We start from the raw sequence: 23,334 nt of genomic DNA on the forward strand, positions 1-23,334 counted from the left end.
GTCCAGCGCCGACAGCGGCTCGTCCGCCACGATGAAGTTCGGCTGCACTGCCAGCGCGCGCGCAATGCCGATGCGCTGGCGCTGCCCACCCGAGAACTCGTGCGGAAAGCGGTCCGCATGCTCGGGCCTGAGGCCCACCTGCGTGAGCAGCTCGTGGATGCGCGGCAGGCGTGCCGCACCGCGCGCCTGGCGGTGCGTGTCCAGCGCCTCGCCCAGCACCTCGCGGATGCGCATGCGCGGGTTCAGGCTGGCGTACGGGTCCTGGAAGATGATCTGGATCTTCGAGCGCAGCGGGCGGAACTGGCCCTGGCTCATTCCGGCCAGGTCCTGCCCGCCAGCGTCGCTGCCGTGGTACAGCATCTGGCCCGCCGTCGGGTCCACCAGGCGCGTCAGCAGGCGGCCGATGGTGCTCTTGCCCGAGCCCGACTCGCCCACCAGGCCCAGGGTCTCGCCGCGCCGGATGGCAAAGCTCACGTCGTCCACCGCGCGCACCGGGTGCGGGCCGCTGCCGAAGTACTTGCGCAGGCCGCGCACCTCGATGAGGTTGTCGCCCGGGGTCGGGGCCATGGCCACGGCGTTCATGCGCTCACCTCCTGCTGCGCCTGCTCGCCCACACGGATGCAGCGCACCCGCCGGCCGGCCTCGGTGGCACTGCCGTCGGACAGGGCCGGCATGCGCGCATCGCAGGCCGCGATGCGGCGCTCGCAGCGCGGCGCAAAGGCGCAGCCCGGCGGCGGCGCGAGCGGGCTCGACACCTGGCCCGGTATGGCCACCAGGCGCGGGCGCTGCCCGGCCACCGCGACCGCATGGCGCCTGGCCACGCCGGGCAGGCAGGCCAGCAGGCCGCGCGTGTAGGGGTGCTCGGGCTGCGCGAACAGGTCGTGCACCGGGGCCGACTCGACGATGCGGCCGGCGTACATCACGGCCACCGCGTCGGCGTACTGCGCCACCACGCCCAGGTTGTGGGTCACGAACAGCATGCTCATGCCCGTCTCCTTCTGCAGCCGGCCCATGAGGGCCAGGATCTGCGCCTGGATGGTCACGTCCAGCGCGGTGGTCGGCTCGTCGGCGATCAGCAGCGTGGGGTTGCAGGCCATGGCCAGCGCAATCATCACGCGCTGGCGCATGCCGCCCGAGAGCTGGTGCGGGTACTCGTGCACGCGCTGCTTGGCGGCCGGTATCTCCACCAGCTCCAGCATGCGCTGGGCATGGGCCAGTGCAGCGCGGCGGTCGAGCTTGAGGTGCAGGCGCACCGATTCGGCGATCTGCTCGCCCACGGTCAGCACCGGGTTCAGGCTGGTCATGGGCTCCTGGAAGATCATCGCGATCTCGTTGCCGCGCAGCGCCCGGCGCTCGGCCTCGGGCAGGGCCAGCAGGTCCACGCGCCGGCCGTCGCGCCGGGTGAACCAGGCCTGGCCACTGACCTGGGCCTGCGAGGTCTTGGCGTGCAGGCCCATCAGCGTCAGGCTGGTGACGGACTTGCCCGAGCCCGACTCCCCGACCAGCGCCAGCGTCTGGCCCGGGTGGATGGCAAAGGACACGTCGGCCACGCTCTGGATGCGGCCGGCGTCGGTGGCGAACGAGGTGGACAGGCCCTGCACTTCGAGCCGGGCAGCCGTGGGGGTGGTCATGGGGTGGGTGCCTTCGTAACGCGCTCGCCAGGGGCGGGCGCTTGCGTGGGTCGGTGAAAGCTCATGCGGCCTTCTTGAGCTTGGGGTCGAGCAGGTCGCGCACGCCGTCGCCCAGCATCTGCAGCGACAGGGCGGTGAACACGATGGCCAGGCCCGGGTAGAGAATCGTCCAGAACGCGCGGTCGGCCGATTCCAGGCTGCCCGCGATCATGGTGCCCCAGGTGGGGATGTCGGGCGGCACGCCCACGCCCAGGAAGGACAGGCCCGCCTCGGCCAGGATGGCATAGGCGAAGATGAAGGTCACCTGCACCAGGATGGGCGAGACCAGGTTGGGCAGGATGTGCTTGAGCAGGATGCGCGGCGTGCGCACGCCCAGGGCGCGCGCGGCGTCCACGAACAGCAGCTCGCGCAGCACCAGGGTGCTGGCCCGCACCACGCGCGCCACGCGCGGCGTGTAGACGATGACCAGCGCCAGCATCACGTTCCACAGCGAGGCCCCCAGGATGGACACCAGGGCGATGCCCAGCAAGATGTCGGGGAAGGACATCATCGCGTCCACCACGCGCATCAGCGGCGCGTCCAGCCGCCGGAAGAAGCCCGCGAACATGCCCAGCAGCGTGCCGAACAGCACCGCGCCCGCGGCCGTGAGCCCGCCGATCAGCAGCGAATAGCGTGCGCCGTGCACGATGCGCAGCATCACGTCGCGCCCGAGCTCGTCGGTGCCGGCCCAGTGCGCGGCCGAGGGCGCGTTCAGGCGCTCGCTGATCGAGATGGCGTTGGGGTCGGCGTCCGACACCCAGGGGAACACCGTGGCCACCGCGACCACCAGGGCCAGCACGATGGCCGAGGCCAGCACCACCTTGCGTGCGAACAGGCGGCGTGCCAGTGGCAGCCAGTAGTCCTTGAGATTGCGAATCAGGCCTTGCACCATGTCACTTGCCCTCCAGCCGGATGCGTGGGTCGACCAGCGTGTACAGGAAGTCGATGGCCAGGTTGATGAATACATAGATGGCCGCGATGACCAGCAGCGTGCCCTGGATCACCGGGTAGTCACGGCGCAGCACGGCGCGCACCACCAGATTGCCCACGCCGGGCAGGTTGAACACCGTCTCGGTCACCACCGTGCCGCCGATCATCAGCGCCAGTGTCAGGCCCAGCACCGTGACGATGGGCACCAGCGCATTGCGCAGCACGTGCTTGACCATCACCGTGCCTTCGGCCAGGCCCTTGGCGCGTGCCGTGCGCACGTAGTCCTCGCCCAGGATGTCGAGCATCGAGGCGCGTGTGAAGCGGATGATCAGCGCCGAGTTCAGCAGCCCCAGCACCAGCGCCGGCAGCAGCAGGTGCGACAGGCGCTCGGCCAGCGGCGAGGCCGGGTCGCCATAGCCCGAGGCCGGGAACCAGCCGAGCTTGACCGCGAACAGCTGGATCAGGATCAGCCCGAGCCAGAAGCTGGGCACGCTGGCGCCCAGCATGGCCACGCCGCTCAGGGCCTGGTCACCGGGGCTGCCGCGCCAGATGGCGGCCGCCATGCCGCAGGGGATGCCGATCAGCGCCGCGATGCCCACCGCGAACAGCGCCAGGAACAGCGTGGGCTCGGCGCGCTCGAGCAGCGCCTGCGCCACCGGGCGCTGCAGAAAGATGGACTGGCCCAGGTTGCCCTGCAGCAGCTCGCCCACCCAGAGCACGAACTGCGTGGGCAGGGGCTTGTCCAGCCCGTACTGCACGCGCGCCGCGGCGATGTCCTCGGCCGTGGCCTGCTCGCCCAGCAGCAGCGCCACCGGGTCGCCCGAGGCCAGGCGCGTGAGCGCGAACACCAGCACCGCGACAAGGGCCAGCACCACCAGGGCGCCGCCCAGGCGGGTCATCAGAAAACGCATGGCAACGAACCTTCGTGCAGTGGGGGCTTACTTGGCCAGGCCCGTGTTCCAGAAGAACGGCCAGATCGCCGGCGTGTAGCCTTCCAGCTTGGCCGAGCGCGCCGAGAGGCCGTTGAACTTGCCGACCTCGATGAAGGGCACTTCGTCGTACACCACCTGCTGCACGGCACCCCACAGCGGGCCGCGCTTGGCGACATTGGTCTCCTGGTTGAAGGCCGTGAGCGTGGCCTTCTTGGCGGGCGAATCCCACCAGCCAGGCGCGCCGTCACCCAGCTGCGGCGGCGAGAGCATGGGCTCTGGGAACAGGCCCGAGTGTGTGAAGTACACGTCCCACAGCTTGGCATCGTTGCGCCGCTGCACCAGTGTGGCCCAGTCCACCACCTGCAGCTCGGTCTTGAAGCCGGCCTTCTTGAGCTGCTCGGCCATCACCAGCGCCATGTTGTAGTGGAACTCGTACTGCCGGCTGGCCATGATGCGCACCGGCTGGCCGCTGTAGCCGGCCTTGGCCGCCTGGTCCTTGGCAGCCTGCGGGTTGCGCTCGTTGTACAGCTTGCTGCCCGCGTCCGAGTAGTAGGGCGTGCCCTTGGGGAAGAAGTTCGGCTCCACCACGAAGAAGCGGTTGTCGCCAAAGCCCGCAGCCAGCAGCTCGCCCGAGCCCACGGCGGTCTGCACCGCGCGGCGCAGCGGCTGCGCGGCCAGCACGCCTTCCTTGGTGTTGAAGACGATGTAGGGGAAACCGAAGTTCTTGGTCACGATGGGCACCACGGCCGGGGCACCCTTGTCGATGCGGCTGGCCGCTTCCACGGGCAGCAGGTCGGCGTACTGGAACTGGCCCGACAGGGCGCCCTCCACGCGGGTGTTGGCGTTGGGCACGGGCACGAAGCGCAGTTCGTCGAGCAGGGCCTCGCGGCGGCCGGCATAGCCGCTCGGGGCCTCCTTGCGGGCGCTGTAGGTGTCGTGGCGCACCAGCACCGTGAACTGGTCGGGGCGGCGCTCCTTGAACTTGTAGGGACCGGTGCCGATGAAATCCTTGAGCTGCGGCGCGATGCTCTCCTTGGCCATGATGGCGGCCATGCCGCTGGGCAGCGCCAGCTGGGCCAACAGCGGTGCATAGGGCGCCTTGAGCTTGAGCTCCACCGACAGCGGGCCCTTGGCGGTGAGCGAGGCCACCTCCTTGCCCACGGCCTTGCCGCGCGGCGACAGCTCCATCCAGCGCTGCAGCGAGGCCACCACGTCGTCGGCATTCAGGTCGCGGCCGTTGTGCAGCTTCACTTCCTTGCGCAGGGCGATGGTGTAGGTCAGGCCGTCCTTGGACACGGAGGGCAGGCCCTCGGCCAGCATGGGCGCCACGGCCCAGTTCGCGTCGAAGGTGTACAGCGGCTCGTAGACGTGCTGCATGATGGTGCCGACCAGGTCGGCCGTGCTCACCATGGGGTCCAGCCCCTGGGGCTCGCCGACCATGGCCAGGTTGGCGGCGCCCCCCTTGGCGGGGGCGGCCAGGGCGGGCTGGCCCGACCCCAGGGCCACGAGCACGGCAGCACTTGCTGCCAGGCCCAGAACGCTGCGCCTGGCGGCCTGAACAGGCCTTCCGGGCGTCAACCAATCACGGATGGATGAGGATTGCATCGTGGCTCCATAAGTAATAACATTACATTTTTAATCGTAGATGACTCGTTTGTGAAAGTCAAACGGGTTTTTTCCGATGATTTATGTAAATTCATTACACAAGGAGCTTGCATGAGCCATGTAGAACTGCTGGGCCAGTCCCCCATTGCATCCGACCGCCAGGCGCGTCCCCTGTCGCCCGCCACGCGCGCCGGCGACTTCGTCTTCGTCTCGGGCCAGGTGCCCACGGACGACCAGGGTCAGGTCATCGTCGGCGGCATTGAGGCCCAGACGCGCCAGGTGTTCCAGCGCGTCAAGGACGCCCTGGCGCTGGCCGACTGCACCCTGGCCGACGTGGCCAAGGTCAGCGTCTGGCTGGCCGATGCGCGCGATTTCGGCAGCTTCAACCGCGTCTACATGGAGTGCTTCGGCGAACACCGGCCGGCCCGCTCCACGGTGGAGTCGCGCCTCATGATCGACGCCAAGGTCGAGATCGACGTCACCGCCTATAAGCCCCGTGCCTGAGCGTTCCACCACCTCCGTGGGCAAGACCTTCGACGTGGCCGCGCTCGGCGAGGCCATGGTCGAGTTCAACCAGGTCCACCCCGGCCAGCCGCAGTACCTGCGCGGCTTCGGCGGCGACACCAGCAATGCCGCCATTGCGGCGGCACGGGCCGGCGCGCGCGTGGCCTACCTCACGCGCATCGGGCAGGACAGCTTCGGCCAGGCGCTCACCGCGCTGTGGCGCGCCGAGGGCGTGGACACCCGCGCCGTGCAGAGCGACGGCGAGCACCCCACCGGCATCTACTTCGTCTCGCATGGAGCGGCCGGGCACGAGTTCAGCTACCTGCGCGCAGGGTCGGCCGCGAGCCGCATGGCGCCGCAGTGGCTGGCCGGCGAGCCCACGGCCGTGCTGCAGGCGGCCCGCATCCTGCACCTGTCGGGCATTTCGCTGGCCATCTCGCCGCAGGCCTGCGACACGGCCTTCGAGGCCATGCTTCTCGCGCGCGAGGCCGGCACCCTGGTGGCCTTCGACTCCAACCTGCGCCTCAAGCTCTGGCCGCTGGCGCGGGCCCAGGCCTGCATCGCTCAGGCCGTGGCGCTGTGCGACATCTTCCTGCCCAGCCTGGAGGACATGCAGGCCCTGACCGGCCTGTCCGATCCCGAGGCCATAGTCGACTGGGGCCATGCGCGTGGCGCGGCCACCGTGGTGCTCAAGCTCGGTGCCGAGGGGGCCCTGGCCAGCGACGGCCAGCTCAGGGAGCGCATCATCGGCCTGCGCGTCACGCCCGTGGACGCCACCGGTGCCGGCGACTGCTTCTGCGGCAACCTGCTGGCCCGCCTGGCCCAGGGTGACGACGTGTTCGCGGCGGCGCGCTATGCCAATGCCGCGGCCGCGCTGGCCGTGCAGGGCTATGGCGCCGTGGCGCCCCTGCCGTACGCGCGCCAGGTGCAGGTGCCGGCCGCCTGAACCGGTGGGGCAGGGCCGTCGGCACCTGCCCCGGTCATGCCGCGAACAGGTCGGACCGGGCGGCCTTGGTGATGGCGGCCACGCAGGGGTGGCTGATGCGCCGCTCCACCGAGATCGCAAAGAACTCCTCGACCAGCTCCGTGGAGCGACCGATCACCTCGACCCCGAACTGGGCCTGGGTCTCCTCTTCCAGCACCGTGGGCGAGGTGAACACCCCGCGCCCCTCGCGCCCGAAGGCGTTCATCAGCGCGCTGTCGTCGAACTCTCCCACCAGGCGCGGCTGCAGCTGGTGCTTGTTGAACCAGTGGTCGAGCTGCTGGCGCACCGAGGACATGGGCCCCTGGATCAGCATCGGCGCGCCATGCAGGCACTTGGGGAACGGGCCTTGCAGCTGGCTGCGCAGGGCCGGTGCGCAGAAGAAGCTCATGGAGCTGGTGCCCAGGCCGTGGTTGAAGGCCTTGACGCCGATCTTCCGGGAGACCGGCTCGTCCGCCAGCACCAGGTCCAGCCGGTTCAGGCTCAGCTGCGCCACCAGCTCCGGGAACTTGCCCTCGTGGCAGGTCATGTGCACCTGTTCGGCCAGGCCCATTGCCGGCTCCAGCAGGCGGTAGGCGACCGACTTGGCCACCGAATCCGCCACGCCCACGCGGAACTCCAGCGGGCGCGATTGCCCGCGCGCCAGGCGGATGGACTTTTCCAGCTCGTCGCCCAGCGCAAAGATCTGCTCCGCATAACCGAGTGCCACCCGGCCCTCGCTGGTCAGCTCCAGCCCTCGGCCGCGCTTCTTGAACAGGTCGTGGCCCAGCCATTCCTCGAGCTGCTTGATCTGGCCCGAGAGCGTCTGCGGCGTGGTGTTGAGCTGCTCGCCGGCGCGCATGATGCCGCCCGCCTTGGCCGTGGTCCAGAAGTAGCGCAGGTGCTTGAAGTTCATGCCGTCTCCTTGATACTTCGCAAAAAACGAAGTAAAAATCCCAATAAATCGAATATACGCGAAGTGTCAAGATCCCTAAAGTACGTCCATGGACAGATCGCGGAACGCCCCTTCGGGCACCGAACCCTGGCCATACAACGTTCACAAGGAGTCAAAGATGCGTATCACTACCCGAGGGCAACTTGCCGTGTCGGCCATGACCGATCTCGCACTGCGCCAGCAGATGCGTCCTGTGGCACTGTCGACCATCAGTGCACGCCAGGGCACCTCGCTGTCCTACCTGGAGCAGCTGTTCAGCGCGCTGCGGCGCGCCGGGCTGGTGGATAGCACGCGCGGGCCTGGCGGCGGCTACACGCTGGCGCGCCGCGCGGACCAGGTGTCCGTGGCCGACATCATCCTGGCGGTGGAAAACCTCAAGGGTGACGACACCCAGAGCCTGGCCCAGGGCCAGGCGGCGCAGATGAAGGCCATGACGGGTGAGCTGTGGATCACCTTCAACAGCCGGGTGATGGACTACCTGCAGTCCGTGACGCTGGCGGAGCTGGTGACGCAGGAACTGGCCCGTGGCGTGGTGGTGGAGTCCGGCGAGCCGGCGCCGCAGCAACGTGCCCGCGCTGTGCCAAGCGCCAAGCCCAAGCCGCGCCTGGCCGGGCTCGGTGTGCCCAACTCGGTGTTCGCACTGGGGAGCATGCCGCTGATGCAGCGGCGCTGAGAGGGGTGCGGGGGAGGGGCGGCGGCTGCCGCCCCTGGCTCCCGGCGCGGTGGCGGCCTACGCCGCGTACACCTGTTCCATGGATTTGAAGCCCTTCATCTCGATCGGGTTGCCGCTCGGGTCGTAGAAGAACATCGTCCACTGCTCCCCGGGTTCGCCCTCGAAGCGCACCTGGGGCGCAAGCACGAATGGCGTGCCGGCCGCCTTCAGGCGCTCGGCCACGGCCTTCCAGGCGGGCAATTCAAGGATGGCGCCGAAGTGCGGCATGGGCACCAGGTGCTCGCCCACATGGCCGGTGGCGGCGCTGGTGAACGGCGTGCCCAGGTGCAGGGAGATCTGGTGGCCGAAGAAGTCGAAATCGACCCAGGTGTCGGTGCTGCGGCCTTCGCGGCAGCCCAGCACGCCGCCGTAGAAACGGCGGGCTGCGTCGAGGTCAGTGACGTTGAAGGCAAGGTGAAAAAGGCTGTGCATCGGTGCAGGATAGCAGCGGATGCGCTCCCCCCTGGCGACGTCAGCCTTTCGGTCTGGCCAGCATCTCGGCCGTGTTGGTCTTGCGGTCGGCATTCACGCGCGCCACGTGGGGGCGCTCGTTCATGCGGGCCAGGTAGTCGCGCACCGGCAGCTCGGCCAGGAAGTCGCGGCCGTAGATGATCTTCGTGGCCGACGACACCAGCGGCAGGTGCACGATGGCCGCGCAGTCCGCCGCGGTGAAGCTGTCACCGCCGATGAAGGGGCTGAACTTCGTGAGCTGGGCGAAGGCGGTGATGTTCTTGGCCAGTTGGGCGCCGACCTTCTCGCGCGCCGCCTCGCTCACCGTGCCGCCGAAAAAGGCCTGGGGGTAGAGGTTGCGCGCCACCAGCTCCAGGTGCAGCTCCATGAAGGTGATCAGCTCGCGCACCTTGCCAGCGGCCAGCGGGTCGGCCGGGATCAGCGGGTGCTCGGGGTAGGCCGACTCGATGTAGTCGGCGATCACCGCCGACTCGCACAGCGTGCCGTTCGGGGTGCGCAGGTAGGGCACCTTGCCCAGCGGGCTGGCGCTGCGGTCGGTCTCGCCGATCCAGGCCAGTTCTTCGGTGAAGGGCACGCCCTTTTCGAGCAGCGCGAGCTTGACCTTGTTGTAGTAGTTGCTGGCCGAAAAGCCGCAGAGGGTGAGCATGGGGTGTCTCCTGTATCTCTTGGTAGGGGTCGTTGCCGGGTGCCATGCTAGGCGGTCGGCCGGCCCGGCCCGGTCGCGCAGATGACGCATGCACCGGTCCTACAATGGTCCGCATCCGCCGCAGCGGGTGGCCGCTGCCCAGGGAGTTTGCGCCGCTCTGCCCCCGGCCGCCAGCCTTTGCCGCATCCATGCCGCGCGGTGCACCATCGTTTCCCAGGAGCCCACCACCCATGCCATTGCACAAGACCCTCCTTGCCGGCCTCGCCCTGTCGTCCACCCTGCTGGCCGCTTCCGCTCTGGCCCAGGCCTCCGACGTGAAGGTCGAGGGCGCCTGGGCCCGCGCCAGCGTCCCCGGGCAGAAGGGCACCGGCGCCTTCATGAAGCTCACCGCGCCACAGGGCGCACGCCTGGTGGGTGCATCCTCTCCTGCCGCTGGCGTGACCGAGGTGCATGAAATGAAGCTCGATGGCGACGTGATGCGCATGCGTGCCGTGCCGGTGCTGGAGCTGCCCGCCGGCAAGGCCGTGGAGCTCAAGCCCGGGGGCTACCACGTCATGCTGCTGGACCTCAAGGCACCCCTGGCCAAGGACAGCACCGTGCCGCTCACACTGACCTTCAAGGACGCCAAGGGCGTGGAAAGCAGGCTCGAGCTGACCGTGCCCGTGGCGACCAGCGCACCGGGCGCGCAAGCGGGTGCGCCAGCCCATGCACATGGGCACAAACACTGAGGAACAAGCCCCCTGCATGCCATCGCCAGCAGCCACCCATTGGGGTAAGCTGTCAGGAGCGATCCCCCCACCCATTCTTGCGGAGCGGCCATGAGCGACACATCCAATTTCGGTTTCGGCAAATTCGTCCCCGGTTTTGATTTTCTGCAGAGCCTGGCCAAGGGGGCGACCAACAGCATTCCGCAATTGCCCAACCTGTCCAACTGGGTGGCCCCGACCATCAGCGTCGAAGAGCTGGACAAGCGCATCGAGGAACTCAAGGCCGTGCAGTTCTGGCTGGAGCAGAACTCGCGCGCGCTGGCCGCCACCATCCAGGCGCTGGAGGTGCAGAAGATGACGCTGGCCACCTTGAAGGGCATGAACTTCAGCATGGGCGACGTGGCCAATGCCTTCAAGCTCAAGACGGCCGATACCGTGATGAGCGGCGTGCAAAAGGCCGCCGACACGGTCAGCGGCGCGGCAGAGGCCGTGGCCGGCGCTGCCGCCCGCGTCACGGGCCGCGCGAAGGACGAGGCGCAGGAGGAAGAGGACGACGCAGAACCCGAGGAGGCGCCCACCAAGGCCAGGAAGAGCGGCAAGGCCGCCGCTGCGGCGCCCGAAGCCTCCGTGGTCGACCCGTTGCAATGGTGGGGCGCGCTCACGGGCCAGTTCCAGCAGATCGCCGCGAACGCCATGAAGGACGCGGCCAAGCAGACCGCCCTCGATACCACCAAGAACATGGCCACCGGCCTGGCCAAGGAGGCCATCAAGACGGCCACCGGCATGGCCAGCCAGTTCGCCGCCAAGGGCATGAAGAGCATGGCCGGCGAGCGCAAGCCCGCAGCCAAGAAGGTGGCAGCGGCCAAGCCTGCTACCAAGGCCCGGCCGGCAGCGAAGAAGACCACGGCGGCGGCCAAGCGCGCACCGCGCAAGAGCGCCCGCTGATCCCGGCCGTGCGTCGGCAGCGCGCACCGCCTGCGAGAAGACACACACCATGAAACTCTTTCCCTCCGGCCATGCCACCCATCCCCAGTGGCGCATGGCGGCAGCCCTGGCACTGGCGCAGTTGCGCGCGCAGATGGCCTTGCCCGAGTACGCCAGCGCTCCCACGCTGGGCCTGCTCTACATCACCGACCACTATGCGGGCGAGGCCCAGGCCCTGCTCGACTACCTGGCCGGCGAACTGCCCGAGGTGACCGACTGGAGCGGCACCGTGGGCGTGGGCGTGGCGGCCAACAACGCCGAGTACTTCGATGAGCCGGCGCTGTCCGTGATGCTGCTCGACGTGTCACCCGACCAGTACCGTGTGTTCTCGGGCGTGGCCCCGCTGCCGCGCCAGCCGACCAGCGGTTTCGCGGCCCACACGGCGCTGGTGCATGCCGACGGCCACACGCCCGAACTGGCGGAGCTGCTGGCCGAGATGGCCGGCCGCACCGAGACCGGCTACCTGTTCGGCGGCCTGAGCGCCAGCCGGGGCGCGGGCGTGCAGTTCGCAGTCGCTGGCGACGGCAACATCGCCGGGCAGGGCGGCGCTGGCGGGGTCTTCGATGGCGGCCTGTCGGGCGTGGCCTTCGGCGCCGAGGTGGCCCTGGTCTCGCGCGTCACCCAGGGCTGCCAGCCCGTGGGGCCGTTGCGCAGCGTGACCGCCGCGCATGAGAACGTGGTGCTGCAGCTCGATGGCGAGCCCGCGCTCGACGTGCTGCTCGACACGCTGGAGGTGTCGCTCGACGGCGATCCGCAGCCCGCGCTGCGCAAGGTGCGCGCCACGCTGGCCGGGCTGGTGGATGCCGGGGCCCAGCCCCAGGGCCAGCAGCGCACAGGCCACTTCGGCACCGACACCCGCGTGCGCCACATCGTGGGGCTCGACGGGGCGCGCCGTGGCGTCGCGCTCGGCGACAAGGTGGAGCCCGGCATGCACCTGGCTTTCTGCCAGCGCAACGTGGCGGCGGCACGCGCAGACCTGATGCGCATCTGCGCCGAGATCCGCGAGGAACTCGAACCCGAGGAACTGGAGCCCGCGCCGCTGGAGGCGGGCCATGCGGACGCTGCGACGAAGGCCCCTGCACCCGCAACGGGCGCCCAGGGCCGGGCGGCGACGCAGCCTGGGCGGCGCATTCGCGGCGCCATCTACGTGAGCTGCTCAGGCCGGGGGGGCCCGCATTTCGGCGGGACCAGCGCGGAACTGCAGATCGTGCGGCATGCGCTGGGCGACGTGCCGCTGGCCGGCTTCTTTGCCGGTGGCGAGATCGCGCACCACCACCTGTACGGCTATACCGGGGTGCTCACGGTCTTCACCTGAGCGGCCGGGCCACGGCCGGCCTCAGCTGCTGCTTTCGGTCGGAAGCCCGTCGGCGTCCCACTCGGGCAGGCCGCCGCGCAGCCAGTACACCGTCTTGTAGCCCTTGCTGGCCGCCACCTTGGCCGCCTTGTAGGACTTCCAGCATTCGGCCCCGTTGCAGGCAAAGATCACGGGCTTGCTGCGGTCCACTTTCTCCAGTGCCTGGAAGTCGTCCTGGGCGGCATTGAAGGCCACGTCCTTGAGGCTCTTTTCCACGTAGGCCGCGAACACGGCACCGCGGATGCGCTTGGCCTTGAATTCCTTTTCGGTGCGCGTGTCGACCACCACGGCGCCTTCTGCCTGCAGCTTCTGCGCCTCGCGCGCCGTGATGCGGTTCACGCCAGGCAGGCTGTTGGGGGTGAACAGGCCGAGCTCCGCCACGCGGCGGTACTCCTGCGCCTGGGGTCGCAGGGCCACGGGGGCCAGCCCCGCTCCCGTGCCTGCTGCGAACCACTGCGCCAGGCGCGCCTTGACGTCGGCGGGCAGGTCCTTCTTCACCGTGATCGAGAAGCCGCCCGGTACCGGCTGCGAAGTGGCCAGCACCTGTGCCTGGCCCTTGTGGATGGCAGACCATTCGGCCCAGTCGTCGGCGCGCACCACGGTGGCATCGGTGCTGCCCAGCACCAGCGCGCTGAGTCCGGCCTGCGGGTGCTTCTCGTGCAGCACCGACTTGAGGTCCTGGAACGACAGGCCGGCTTCGTTGAGCATGCCGCGTGCCATGTAGGTGTAGATCGAATCCTGCTGGGGCAGGTAAAGGCGCAGGCCCTTCATCGCGGCCACGTTGGCCACCTGGGCCGAGCCCACGAGCAGGTACTGGTCCGATTTCTGGGTCGCGCCCACCAGCTCATACCCGCGCTGCAGCGCCGAGGCCGCCACCTGGGCCGGGCCGATGAACACATCGTAGCCCGCGCTGCGCGTGGCGCGCATCACATCGGCCAGGTCCTCGCTAGTGGCCACGGTGGCCGGCAGGCCGGCGGCCTTGGACAGGCCCGACTCGAAAGCGCTGCGCAGGATGCTGTGCGCCGCCTTCTTGGCCGTGGGTTCCACGGCCACGATGGCCGTGATCTGGGCCTGGGCCAGGGGACCGAGCGATAGCAGCAACAGGGACAGCAAGGCATGGCGTGTGGTGCGGTACATGGTGTCTCCTTCGGAGTCTGTCAGCCGATGTCAAATATGCACCAGGGCGCTACGCAGCACACGTCCTTGCGCAGGTTGTTGCCATTTCTTACACCTGCTCTCCAAAACCCCCAGGGCAAACCGCAGCGGCCATACCAGAATGCGGCATGCCCCGCGCATGCTCGCGGTCTTCCATGACCGGTGCGTGCTGCGGAAAACACCTGAGCCTGACCACCCCCCGGAGGACCGTTCCATGAAGAATCCCGTGACCCTGCCGCGCCGACACCTGCTCACCGGCAGTGCTGCCGCACTCAGCGCCCTGGGGCTGGCCGCATGGACCCGGGGCGCGCATGCCCAGCCTGCGCCGGCTGCGGCGGCCAAGCCGCTGCCTGCCTATGCGGGATGGAAGAACCCAGGCAGCCTGATCGTGCACAGCAGCAGCACCCTGGAGACGCGCCGGGCGGCCTTCGGCACGGGGGTGGTCACGCCATCGAGCCAGCTGTACATCCGCAACAACCTGCCTGCGCCCGATGCCGCCATCGTGGCCGACCGCGATGCCTGGAGCGTCTCCATCGAGGGCGTGAAGGCACCGCGCGCGCTGACCCTGGCCGAACTTCGGACCCTGGGCATCGAGACCGTGACCACGGTGCTGCAATGCTCGGGCAACGGGCGCGGCTTTTTCCCCAGCAAGCCCAGCGGCACGCCGTGGACGGTGGGCGCCGCGGGCTGCGTGGTCTGGAGCGGCGTGCCGCTGCGCAATGTGGTGGCCGCCCTGGGCGGGCTGGCGGGCGGTGCCGCCTACCTCACCGGCACGGGCGGCGAGAAACTGCCCGAAGGCGTGGACCCGCTCACGGTGGTGGTCGAGCGCTCGGTGCCCATCCAGGCGCTGGACGATGCCATCCTGGCCTGGGAGATGAACGGCGAGCCGATGCCCCTGGCGCATGGCGGACCGCTGCGCCTGATCGTGCCGGGCTACCAGGGCGTGAACAACATCAAGTACGTCAAGCGCGTGGCCTTCGGCGCCGAGCAGTCCCAGGCGCGCATCATGTCGCACGGCTACCGCATGTCGCCCCCCGGCACCAAGGCCAGCCCCGAGCAGCCCTCGGTGTGGGAGATGACGACCAAGTCCTGGATCAACGGCCCCCTGCCCGAGCAGGGCACGCTCAAGGCCGGGCTGGTGCAGGTGCATGGCGTGGCGTTCGGCGGCACGCGCGGCGTGAAGGGCGTGGAGGTGTCCGTCGATGGCGGCAAGACCTGGCAGGCGGCCCAGCTCATCGGGCCCGACCTGGGGCGCTTCGCCTGGCGCCAGTTCGTGCTGCCCGTGCGGCTGGCGGCGGGTTCGTACGAACTGCTCAGCCGTGCCACCGATACCGCCGGTCATGTGCAGCCCGAGCAGCGCGAGGAGAACCTGGGCGGCTACAACAACACGAGCTGGCGTGACCACGGTGTGACCGTGGTGGTCGCGTGAGGAGGCGCACGCCTTGCGTACTGCGCTGACCGCCGTGCTGCTGGCGCTGGCAAGCGGCGGCGCCTGGGCCGCGGATGCCGGCGAACTGGCGCGGGGCAAGGAACTGTTCGGCAAGATCCAGCCCGCCTGCAGCGTGTGCCACACGCTGCAGGCCGCGGGCGCCGAAGGCCAGGTCGGGCCCGTGCTCGACGAACTCAAACCCAACGCCGAGCGCGTGCTGCGCGCGCTGAAGGCGGGCATCGGTGTCATGCCGTCCTATGCCGACAAGCTCAGCGACAAGGACATGCGGGCGCTGGCGAGTTTCGTCGCGCAGGCCTCGGGTGCCGCGCCCTGACCCGGCGCTTGCTCAGGCCTTCGACGCCGCAGGCAACAGGCTGGGCACGCTGCTCTGCGGCATGCCCGTGAACGCGAAGTCCAGCTCGGGCGCCAGGCCGCTCACGATGCGCGCCAGCGACTTGCCCGAGCCGCAGGCATGCGTCCAGCCCAGCGTGCCGTGGCCGGTGTTGAGGAACAGGTTGGCCAGCTTGGTCTTGCCGATCAGCGGCACATTGCTCGGCGTGGCGGGGCGCAGCCCGGTCCAGAACTGCGCCTGGCTGGCATCGCCGGCCCCCGGGAACAGCTGCTCCACGCGGCGCACGATGGCGTCGCAGCGCACCTGGTTGAGGTCGCGCTGGTAGCCGTTGAGCTCGGCCGTGCCGGCAATGCGCAGGCGGTCGCCGCGCTCGCTGGTGTAGCGCGAGAACACGAGCTTGTACTCGTCGTCGGTGAGGCTCACCTGGTGCGCCATCGATGCGTCCTTGACCGGCATGGTCACCGAGTAGCCCTTGGCCGGGTAGATGGGCAGGTGGATGCCCAGCGGCTGCGCCAGCAGCGGGCTGAACGAGCCCATGGCGAGCACGAAGGCATCGCCGTGCACGCGCTCGAAGCGGCCTTCGGCCGTGGTCACCTCCACATGGTCGATGCGCCCGCCCGCCTCGCGCAGCGCCGTGATGTGCTGGCCCAGGCGGAACTGCACGCCCGCGGCTTCGCACAGGCGCGCCAGCTCGCGCGTGAAAGTGTTGGCATCGCCCGACTCGTCTTCGGCGGTGTAGGTGGCACCGGCCAGTTGCGGGCGGATGTGGGCCAGGGCCGGCTCGATGCGCACCGCCTCGTCGGCGCTGATCACCTGGCGTTCGCAGCCGAGCTGGCGCATCTGCTCTGCCGGGGCCAGGGCGCCGTCGAACTCCTTCTGGTTGGTGTAGAAGTGCAGGATGCCCTGCGTGCGCTGGTCGTAGGCGATGCCGGTGGCTGCGCGTAGCTGCTGCAGCGTATCGCGGCTGTAGGTACCGAGGCGCACGATCTGCTCGATGTTGTGGCGCGTGCGCGCGGGCGTGCAGTTGCGCAGGAAGGACAGTCCCCAGAGCCACTGGCGCATGTCGGCGCGGATGCGGAACAGCAGGGGGGCGTCTTCCTTGCCCAGCCACTGCAGCACCTTGAGCGGCGCGCTCGGGTTGGCCCAGGGCTCGGCATGGCTTACCGAGATCTGGCCGCCATTGGCAAAGCTGGTTTCCGCACCGGGTGCACCCTGGCGGTCGATGACGGTCACCTCGTGGCCGAGCTGTTGCAGGAAATAGGCCGAAGTCACGCCGAGCAGGCCGGCGCCAAGAACGATCACACGCATTTTGAAAGCCTCTGGAAGGGCAATCGCCAGGCCTGTCGATGTCGCTGCGGGTATGGGTGTCCATAGCGCGCAGCGGGCACGTCATTGCCCGGCTGCCGCTCCCCCTGTCCTTGGTACCTGAGAGATTCACCGCCGCCCCTCATGGGCTGCGGCTTGCTCCTTCGGTGCGCTACATGGCGTAGCGGCTCTCCAGACGGCCTTGATGAATGGTGCAGTACGGAACCTGAGCGTGCATGGGAGTTTGCGCCTTCGGTGAAGCGGACGCTGCCGCTTGCTCTCCTGCAGGGGCCATTCTAGGCACAAAGACGAACGCCGCAGCTAATGTGCGGCGTTCGTTGCTGATACAAGGCCGGGCGCTGGCCCGGTCAGGCGTCAGTTGCGGCGGGGGTTGTCAGGGTTGCTGTCGCGGCGGTTCGATACGCCATCGCCATCGCGGTCCCGGTCGTTGCGGTTGGAAATGCCGTCACCGTCACGGTCCCAGCCGCCACGGCGCATTTCCCAGCGGCCGTCGCGTTCCTGCCAGGTGGGCTGGCGGTAAGCGTAGCCGGGGCGGGCCTTCACCCAGTGGCCGGCGACCCACACATGGCGGCCGCCACGCCAATCCCAATGGCCCTCTTCCCAGACCTGGCCACGGCGTGGGCGCGGCACGGCTTCACGGCGGGGTGGCGGTGGCGCAGGGATGACCTGGTAACCCTGGGGTCCCGACTGGATCACCACGGTGCCTTGGTGCGCCGGCTGGGCCGTGGCGACCGAAGAGAGGCCTGCCAGTGCCAGCGTGGTGGCGATGAGGGCTGCGTAAGTGGTTTTGTAAGCCATGGATGACTCCTTTTTCAATGTTGTTGTGTCGCCTCTGTATGGTGGGCAAGCGGTGGCGACAGGTCTGTAGGCGCCGCACCTTGCCCCCTGTAGGCGGGCGGGGCCGGCACCTGTGGGGCAGCCGGCCTGCCGCCATCAGTTGCGGTAAGGGTTGTCCGGACGGCGGTCGTGGCGGTTGGGCACGCCATCGCCGTCACGGTCCCAGCCGCCGGGGCGCATGTGGTGGCGGCCATCGCGCTCTTCCCAGCGCGGCTCGCGGTAGGTATAGCCAGGGCGGGCCTTGATCCAGTAGCCCTGGATCCACACATGCCGGCCGCCGCGCCATTCCCAATGGCCGGGCACCCAGGCCATGCCACGGCGTGCGTGGGGTGGTGCTTCATAGCGGGGTGGGGGTGGCGCGTGGTACTGCACCGGGGTGGCCTGCAGCGGGGCCAGGGCGGGGCGCTGCACCGGATGCTGGTAGTAGGAAGAAGGGGTGCCGGTCTGGATGACGACGGTGGCGCTGGGGGATGCCAGCGCCGGGGCAACGGCACCCAGCGACAGCAAGGCCAGGGAAGCGACGGCGAGGGCGATGCGGGCCATGAAGGTCTCCTTGGAAATGATTCCTTGCGGAACCGGAGCCTTGATCGTGGGCGCTTTGCGTCAAGCCGGTGTAGTGCCCGTGCGAAGAGTTGTAAGCGGGTGTTGCTGCGGCGCAGCTCGCGCACCCAAAGCGTGATTTATGTCACACCGGCGGTCCATCGCGCTGCGCGCCACCCGGGGCGCATGAAACTGGCGCGACCCACGCCAGCGCCCCCGCGCAAGGGCCGCCCCCCTCTGGGGTAAGGCGCTAAGCGACTCAAGGGGGCATTTCACCTGACCAGCAGCGCCAAAGCCGGCGGCAGCACCAGCCAGAAGCCCGACACCGGCATCAGCACCACGCCGGCCAGCACCAGGGCCAGCAGGCACCAGCCCATGGGCCGCAGCGCCTCGGCCGGCTGGCTGCGCTCGAGCGCCGTCACCTCCCATGCCAGCAGGGCCAGCACGGCACCGAACAGCAGGAACCAGACGGCGGCGCCCAGGTGCATGTCGTCTGCCACGGCGTTGAACACGCCACGCTGCCACAGGATCCGCCACTGGGGGGCGAACAGGACGACCGCCGCCAGCGTGTGCAGCAGAGCCACGGCCAGCAGCCAGAAGCCCTTCCAGGGGCGGGCCGCAAGGGTGGAGAGGGACCAGAGAAGGCTGTGCACGGAAGGCTCCTTGTAGTGCGGGGGACGAAGGGTGGTCAGCCGATCCAGCGATCGGCCTGCGTGTGGACCTGCGCCCGGATCTCGGTCAGCAGGTGCATGAGCCCGAGCCAGGCGCGCTCGAAAGCCGGCAGTTCGGGTGGCACGCCGGCCAGGTGCCTGGCCAGCACCTTCTGCTGCGCCGCCACGGGGGCGGGCGGGCGGCTCTTGCCTGCGAAGTCGAAGACCGGCTCCGTGAAGGGCTCGGTCTGCCAGGCCTGCATGATCGACAGGGCGGGCATCAGCTCGTCGGTGAAGGTGGCGAGGTCCATCGATGCATGGACCAGCCCCAGCGCCACGTAGGCCTGCAGCACGCCCTGGGCATGGTTCGGCGATGCGGGTTGCAGCAGTGCGCGCCAGGCCTGCAGCACCCCGCCGCGGAACGCGGGCGACAGCTCGCGCGTGCAGCCGAAATCGAGCACCCCGAGCTGCCCGTCCGGCAGGAACAGAAAGTTGCCCGGGTGCAGGTCGGCATGCATGTGGCCCAGGCCGAAGGTGCAGTGCATGAACCAGTCCCAGAGCAGCTGGCCGGCCTGGTTGCGCGCGGCCTGCGTGGGCTCGGTGCCCAGCCAGTCCGCCAGGTGCAGGCCCGGCAGATACTGCTGGGTGAGCACCTGCGCACGCGTGTGCGAGGCAATGGGCTGTGGCAGCACGATGCCCGGCAGCGCCGCATGCTCGGCAAACCACTGCAGTTGCCGCGCCTCGTGCAGGTAGTCCACCTCGCGCTGCAGCGTGCGCTCGATCTCCTGCATCACGCGCTCCACCACCACATCGCCGGGCAGGGGCAGGTCGCTGTGCGCCAGGGCACGCAAGGTGGTGCGCAAGAGGCGCATGTCCGAGGCGATGGTGGTGGCAATGCCCGGGTACTGCACCTTGACCGCCACGGCACCGTGCCCGGCCAGCTCGGCGCGGTGCACCTGGCCCAGGCTGGCGGCGGCAAAGGCCCGGGGCTCGAAGCGGGTGAACAAGGCCTCGGGCTCCTGCCCGAAGGCCTGGCGGAACACCCGGCCGACCAGCGCGCGGTTGAGCGGCGTGGCCTGGTGGCAGGCGCGCGCCAGCTCGCGCCGCACGCCCTCGGGCAGGAAGCTGCTGTCCATGCTCAGGATCTGCGAGACCTTGAGCGCTGTGCCGCGCAACTGCCCCATGGCCTGGAACAGGATGCGGCCCAGGGTTGCCTCGTGCCGGGCCTGGGCATCGGCCTGTGCCACTTCGTCGGCGTGGGCGGGCCGCATGCGCTGGCCCAGTTGGGCCAGGCCCAGGCGTGCGGCCGTGATGCCGGTGATGGTGCCGCGCGCGAGCGTGCCCGTGCGGGGTGGCTTGGCGCCTGTCATGCGCGGGGCGGGCGTTGGGGGCTGGTAGAAGCCGGCGCGGCAGCATCCAACCGCGCCAGCAGGGTCCGCACGATGAGCCGGTGGAACGGTGCGATCGTGGCCATGTAGGTGTGGCCCAGCGCGTTGTGGATGTGCACCACGGAGGAAAGGGCCAGGACGGCCTGCCCGTCCTGCATGCGCTTGTGCAGCGATACCAGCACGTTCAGGTGGCGGTCGTCCACGCCCATCACCACCTCGCGTTCGCCCAGGTGGCGGATTTCGAAGAAACCCACCTGGTCGCCCACCCGGTAGCCTGCTGCGCTCCGGCGGGTGCCGTCGTGCAGTTGCCCCACGCCCTTGAGTCCGACCATGCTCACCAGGCGATTGCGCAGGGCCATGAGGGCACGCGTCCAGCCCGGCGTGCGGATCACCATGTCCAGCCATGTCTGCAGTGCGCTGGTGTCGGAAAGGGGGTCGGCGGTCTCGAAGCAGTCGGCAAACTGGGCGCCTGGCAGTTGCGTGGCGATCACGCTGCCCGAAGGGATGGCCGTGGCTCGAACAGTGCGGGCGAGGCTCATGGGGCGGCCTTGCGGGTGCGGGGTTTGCGGGCGGGCTTGGGCGCATCGGCCACGGGGGCCTGGGCCGGCGGGCGCGCACGCGGCGTGCGCGGTGTATCCACCGGGGACACCATCGTGTCCCCCAGGGCGTTTTTGGCCATGCGCAGCACACCCACCAGACCGCTGCCGTGCTGCATGAAGCGCGCCATCTGGCTGCGCAGCATGAAGCCGCCCAGCTGCAGCACGCGGGTGACCAGGCCGGCGCGCAGCGCCAGCACCGCCACGCCCAGCGACAGGTCCACCAGCTGCGTGGTGTCGGCGAACCCGTCCGACTCGTCGGCCAGCCAGTAGGCCACCACGCCGGCCAGGTAGTCGCCATACAAACCGCTGGCCACACCCTTGAAGTCGCAGGGCTCGATCTCGCCGCTGGCCTCGGCCGCTTCGATGAACCCCGCCACCGCCTCGCGCAGGGCCTGGCGTGCCGCCAGCGGCTCGGCCAGCATGGACAGCGGCGAGCGCCGGGCCAGCGTGCGCAACTCGGCGACGAACTCGCGGTCGGGCAGCAGGCGCTCCAGCACCGCATCGGTCAGGCGCTGCAGCTTTTCCTGCAGGCCGTAGTCCGCCAGGTCCGGCGTGGCCAGCGTATCGGCCAGCGCGGCGCGCACCGCCTCGTCCACATAGCCCAGCACGATGCGGTCCTTGGTCGGGAAGTACTTGTAGATCGTCGCATCGCCGATGCCGGCCGCACGCGCGATGTCCTTCATCGTCGTGCCGTCGAAGCCCTGGCGCGTCATCATATCGACCGCGCTGGCCACGATCTGGCGGCGCGTCGCGTCCTGCTGTTGGCGGGTGGTTTTCAATTGACTATCCTTAAATCAGTGAAATCTATGATTTAAAGAATAGTGATTTTTGATTGTGGCGTCAAGCAGGCACGCAATCGCCTGGCGTGAGCGCCCTCAAATCCACCGGAGGCGGGGGTTAGCGGCGCATGCCCGTGAAGGCCTCGAACTCCCAGCTGCGCAGCGCCAGCAGAAGGGTGTAGCCCTCAAGCTCGCGCGGTGGCAGTTTCTGGTCTGCCAGGTGCTGCTGGGCGAAGTCCTGGGCCACGCGCTGCATGCGCTCCATGAAGGCCGGGGCCAGGCTGCGGCTGATGGTGCCGTGCACCAGCAGCACGCCTTCGCCCGCGCCGTCGAAGCCACCGGCGAAGTAGTCGAGCAGCGCATGCTCGCGAAAGTAGTTCATCACCGGGCCATGGGGCCGCCAGCGGAAGGTCTTGGCCAGCTTGAGCCGGTAGCGATTGAGCGGGCGCAGCTCGATGATGCCGATGCGGTCGAGCTGGGCCAGGTACTTGATGCCCTCGGCCTCCGACAGGCGGTAGGTGCCGGTCACCTGCTCCAGCGTCCACTGGCTGAGTACGCAGATGGCCATGAGCAGCAGCCGCTTGTCGGCCACCACGGCCTTTTCCTGCTCCTGGGTGAGTTCCTTGAGCAGGGGCTGGCTTTCGGCCACGCGGCGCGCCAGGTCGGCGAAGTCCAGCGCCAGCGCGCGGCAGATGGCGTCGATGCGCGACAGCGGCATGTCCCCCTTGGCCAGCATGCGCTTGACGCTGGACTCCGCCATGCCCAGCTGCTGGGCCAGGTCGGCGTAGGTCATCTGCGCGGTCTTGAGTTCCTTCTTGAGGGCGGTAACGAGGTCGGCGGTGGTGCTCATGGGTATCGATTATCGGTACCTCTGGTGCATTTGGTAGCCCTTTGAACAGATTTCGGTACCGATCGAGCCCTCGGCGTTCCCACACTGCGCTCCATCAACCACTCCCGGAACCCGAACCATGCCGCTGCCACTCCCTTCGACCGCCCCAGGCCCTTCCCGCCCCGAGGTGGTGCTGCTGCTCGGCGCCTTTGCGCTGCTGGCGCTGGCCGTGTTCGGTCCGGTGCTGCAGGACAGCGCCCACCAGCACGGCTTTGCCGACCAGCGCACGCTGCTGGGCATTCCCTGCGCGCTCGACGTGCTGAGCAATCTTCCCTTCGCCATCGCCGGGGCTCTGGGCCTCGCGTGGCTGGCCCAGGTGCCGGTGGCTGCAGTGGAGGGCGTTGCACGTGCGCTGGCCGGCCTGTTCTTTGCCGGCCTGGTCTGCACCTCGGTGGGCTCGGCCTTCTACCACTGGGGGCCCAGCGACTTTGGCCTGATGTGGGACCGGCTGGGCATGGTGCTGCCGTTCGCGGGCCTGCTGGGGCTGGCGGCGGCGGGCCGCGTCAGCCAGCGTGCGGGCATCGCCACGGCGGGCGCCGTGCTGCTGGGCGGCACATCGGCCGTGCTGTGGTGGGCGCTGACCGGCAACGTGCTGCCCTGGGCCGTGGTGCAACTGGGCGGCATGCTGGTGGTGCTGGCCCTGGCCGCGCTGCCGCGGCGCGAAGGGGCCCTGGCCGTGCACCTGGGCGCGGTGATCGCTTTCTATGGCGTGGCCAAGCTGTTCGAGGCCGCCGACCATGCCATCCTGGAGGCCACGGGCCAATGGGTGTCCGGCCACAGCCTCAAGCACCTGGCTGCCGCCGCTGCGGCCCTGCCGGTGCTGTCGGCATTGGCCGCGTTGCTGCCACGCACCGAGGGCCATGGCGCTGTCGCCGCAACCGGGCAGAATGGCGGCCAGCACCGGCCGGGCAGCGGGCCGGCCACGGCGCGCAGCGCACGCCGCCAGGGTGCCTGAGATG

26 protein-coding genes and 1 riboswitch are annotated in these 23,334 nt (G+C 69.4%); of the genes, 9 read left to right on the forward strand and 17 right to left on the reverse strand.

Annotated elements, in window-relative coordinates; translation table 11 throughout:
* The 5 genes from PMI14_RS03325 to PMI14_RS03345 all read right to left on the reverse strand — a co-directional run.
* Positions 1 to 582, reverse strand: a 582-nt coding sequence (locus PMI14_RS03325) for a dipeptide/oligopeptide/nickel ABC transporter ATP-binding protein (protein WP_007849563.1), incomplete at its 3' end; no start/stop codon positions are given.
* On the reverse strand, positions 579 to 1,631 hold the full coding sequence (locus PMI14_RS03330) for an ABC transporter ATP-binding protein (RefSeq protein ID WP_007849591.1): 1,053 nt from the start codon (positions 1,629 to 1,631) through the stop codon (positions 579 to 581). The genes PMI14_RS03325 and PMI14_RS03330, both read right to left, overlap by 4 nt.
* Before the next feature lie 61 nt (positions 1,632 to 1,692).
* Positions 1,693 to 2,562 (reverse strand): ABC transporter permease, encoded by an 870-nt coding sequence (locus tag PMI14_RS03335; protein ID WP_007849605.1) that lies wholly within the window; start codon positions 2,560 to 2,562, stop codon positions 1,693 to 1,695.
* Between the two features lies 1 nt (position 2,563).
* Positions 2,564 to 3,511 (reverse strand): ABC transporter permease, encoded by a 948-nt coding sequence (locus PMI14_RS03340; protein ID WP_007849607.1) that lies wholly within the window; start codon positions 3,509 to 3,511, stop codon positions 2,564 to 2,566.
* 27 nt (positions 3,512 to 3,538) lie between these two features.
* Positions 3,539 to 5,137, reverse strand: a complete 1,599-nt coding sequence (locus PMI14_RS03345; protein WP_007849611.1) for an ABC transporter substrate-binding protein — start codon at positions 5,135 to 5,137, stop codon at positions 3,539 to 3,541.
* Positions 5,138 to 5,248: 111 nt separating this feature from the next.
* On the opposite strand from PMI14_RS03345, the gene PMI14_RS03350 reads away from it, so the two are divergent.
* The gene (locus PMI14_RS03350) at positions 5,249 to 5,641 is read left to right on the forward strand and encodes a RidA family protein (RefSeq protein ID WP_007849612.1); all 393 of its coding nucleotides are present in this window, start codon (positions 5,249 to 5,251) and stop codon (positions 5,639 to 5,641) included.
* Positions 5,634 to 6,587, forward strand: coding sequence for a sugar kinase (locus PMI14_RS03355; protein WP_007849616.1), 954 nt, complete (start codon positions 5,634 to 5,636; stop codon positions 6,585 to 6,587). Before PMI14_RS03350 ends, PMI14_RS03355 begins: the two co-directional genes overlap by 8 nt.
* A 34-nt stretch (positions 6,588 to 6,621) precedes the next feature.
* On the opposite strand, the gene nhaR is transcribed toward PMI14_RS03355, so the two are convergent.
* Entirely contained in the window at positions 6,622 to 7,518 is an 897-nt protein-coding gene (gene nhaR / locus PMI14_RS03360) for a transcriptional activator NhaR (RefSeq protein ID WP_007849621.1), read from the reverse strand.
* A 157-nt stretch (positions 7,519 to 7,675) separates the two neighbouring features.
* Here nhaR and PMI14_RS03365 point away from each other — a divergent pair, with 157 nt between their 5' ends.
* Positions 7,676 to 8,230, forward strand: coding sequence for an Rrf2 family transcriptional regulator (locus PMI14_RS03365; RefSeq protein WP_007849624.1), 555 nt, complete (start codon positions 7,676 to 7,678; stop codon positions 8,228 to 8,230).
* A gap of 57 nt (positions 8,231 to 8,287) precedes the next feature.
* Here PMI14_RS03365 and PMI14_RS03370 read toward each other — a convergent pair whose 3' ends face one another.
* Entirely contained in the window at positions 8,288 to 8,701 is a 414-nt protein-coding gene (locus PMI14_RS03370; protein WP_007849627.1) for a VOC family protein, read from the reverse strand.
* 40 nt (positions 8,702 to 8,741) lie between these two features.
* Complete coding sequence (locus PMI14_RS03375) at positions 8,742 to 9,386, reverse strand: glutathione S-transferase (protein WP_007849631.1); 645 nt, start codon at positions 9,384 to 9,386, stop codon at positions 8,742 to 8,744.
* A 230-nt stretch (positions 9,387 to 9,616) separates the two neighbouring features.
* Between PMI14_RS03375 and PMI14_RS03380 the strand changes: the two genes are divergently transcribed.
* From PMI14_RS03380 to PMI14_RS03390, 3 genes are all read left to right on the forward strand, one after another.
* Positions 9,617 to 10,114 (forward strand): copper chaperone PCu(A)C, encoded by a 498-nt coding sequence (locus PMI14_RS03380; RefSeq protein ID WP_007849634.1) that lies wholly within the window; start codon positions 9,617 to 9,619, stop codon positions 10,112 to 10,114.
* A 90-nt stretch (positions 10,115 to 10,204) separates the two neighbouring features.
* Positions 10,205 to 11,038 carry a PhaM family polyhydroxyalkanoate granule multifunctional regulatory protein gene (locus PMI14_RS03385; RefSeq protein WP_007849637.1) on the forward strand — a complete coding sequence of 278 codons (834 nt, stop codon included), beginning with the start codon at positions 10,205 to 10,207 and terminating at the stop codon, positions 11,036 to 11,038.
* A 49-nt stretch (positions 11,039 to 11,087) separates the two neighbouring features.
* Entirely contained in the window at positions 11,088 to 12,392 is a 1,305-nt protein-coding gene (locus tag PMI14_RS03390; protein WP_007849639.1) for an FIST N-terminal domain-containing protein, read from the forward strand.
* Between the two features lie 21 nt (positions 12,393 to 12,413).
* On the opposite strand, the gene PMI14_RS03395 is transcribed toward PMI14_RS03390, so the two are convergent.
* Entirely contained in the window at positions 12,414 to 13,568 is a 1,155-nt protein-coding gene (locus tag PMI14_RS03395; protein WP_007849641.1) for a rhodanese-like domain-containing protein, read from the reverse strand.
* 232 nt (positions 13,569 to 13,800) lie between these two features.
* On the opposite strand from PMI14_RS03395, the gene PMI14_RS03400 reads away from it, so the two are divergent.
* Both PMI14_RS03400 and PMI14_RS03405 read left to right on the forward strand, forming a co-directional pair.
* Positions 13,801 to 15,015 carry a sulfite oxidase gene (locus PMI14_RS03400; RefSeq protein ID WP_007849645.1) on the forward strand — a complete coding sequence of 405 codons (1,215 nt, stop codon included), beginning with the start codon at positions 13,801 to 13,803 and terminating at the stop codon, positions 15,013 to 15,015.
* Positions 15,016 to 15,028: 13 nt separating this feature from the next.
* The gene (locus PMI14_RS03405) at positions 15,029 to 15,349 is read left to right on the forward strand and encodes a cytochrome c (protein ID WP_007849651.1); all 321 of its coding nucleotides are present in this window, start codon (positions 15,029 to 15,031) and stop codon (positions 15,347 to 15,349) included.
* A gap of 12 nt (positions 15,350 to 15,361) precedes the next feature.
* Here the strand turns inward: PMI14_RS03405 and PMI14_RS03410 are convergent, their stop codons facing one another.
* The 8 genes from PMI14_RS03410 to PMI14_RS03445 all read right to left on the reverse strand — a co-directional run bounded on the left by PMI14_RS03410 (position 15,362) and on the right by PMI14_RS03445 (position 22,336).
* Entirely contained in the window at positions 15,362 to 16,675 is a 1,314-nt protein-coding gene (locus PMI14_RS03410; protein ID WP_007849655.1) for a D-amino acid dehydrogenase, read from the reverse strand.
* A 94-nt stretch (positions 16,676 to 16,769) separates the two neighbouring features.
* A riboswitch (glycine riboswitch) is annotated at positions 16,770 to 16,878 on the reverse strand.
* 169 nt (positions 16,879 to 17,047) lie between these two features.
* Positions 17,048 to 17,491 carry a YXWGXW repeat-containing protein gene (locus tag PMI14_RS03415; RefSeq protein WP_007849657.1) on the reverse strand — a complete coding sequence of 148 codons (444 nt, stop codon included), beginning with the start codon at positions 17,489 to 17,491 and terminating at the stop codon, positions 17,048 to 17,050.
* A gap of 135 nt (positions 17,492 to 17,626) precedes the next feature.
* A complete protein-coding gene (locus PMI14_RS03420) occupies positions 17,627 to 18,073 on the reverse strand; it encodes a YXWGXW repeat-containing protein (RefSeq protein ID WP_007849658.1) in 447 nt (148 codons plus the stop codon).
* Between the two features lie 269 nt (positions 18,074 to 18,342).
* Positions 18,343 to 18,723, reverse strand: coding sequence for a DUF6463 family protein (locus tag PMI14_RS03425; protein WP_007849660.1), 381 nt, complete (start codon positions 18,721 to 18,723; stop codon positions 18,343 to 18,345).
* Positions 18,724 to 18,758: 35 nt separating this feature from the next.
* Positions 18,759 to 20,090, reverse strand: coding sequence for an AarF/ABC1/UbiB kinase family protein (locus tag PMI14_RS03430; RefSeq protein ID WP_007849662.1), 1,332 nt, complete (start codon positions 20,088 to 20,090; stop codon positions 18,759 to 18,761).
* Positions 20,087 to 20,647 carry a DUF2867 domain-containing protein gene (locus tag PMI14_RS03435; protein WP_007849664.1) on the reverse strand — a complete coding sequence of 187 codons (561 nt, stop codon included), beginning with the start codon at positions 20,645 to 20,647 and terminating at the stop codon, positions 20,087 to 20,089. The genes PMI14_RS03430 and PMI14_RS03435 overlap by 4 nt, the downstream gene beginning before the upstream one ends.
* Positions 20,644 to 21,486 (reverse strand): TetR/AcrR family transcriptional regulator, encoded by an 843-nt coding sequence (locus PMI14_RS03440; RefSeq protein WP_007849665.1) that lies wholly within the window; start codon positions 21,484 to 21,486, stop codon positions 20,644 to 20,646. Before PMI14_RS03440 ends, PMI14_RS03435 begins: the two co-directional genes overlap by 4 nt.
* A gap of 118 nt (positions 21,487 to 21,604) precedes the next feature.
* Positions 21,605 to 22,336 carry a helix-turn-helix transcriptional regulator gene (locus PMI14_RS03445; protein WP_007849667.1) on the reverse strand — a complete coding sequence of 244 codons (732 nt, stop codon included), beginning with the start codon at positions 22,334 to 22,336 and terminating at the stop codon, positions 21,605 to 21,607.
* A gap of 118 nt (positions 22,337 to 22,454) precedes the next feature.
* On the opposite strand from PMI14_RS03445, the gene PMI14_RS03450 reads away from it, so the two are divergent.
* Entirely contained in the window at positions 22,455 to 23,330 is an 876-nt protein-coding gene (locus PMI14_RS03450; protein ID WP_007849669.1) for a hypothetical protein, read from the forward strand.
* Positions 23,331 to 23,334: the final 4 nt, after the last annotated feature.

It is taken from the genome of Acidovorax sp. CF316 (assembly GCF_000276605.1).
In the GTDB taxonomy this organism is placed as follows: Bacteria; Pseudomonadota; Gammaproteobacteria; order Burkholderiales; family Burkholderiaceae_C; genus Acidovorax.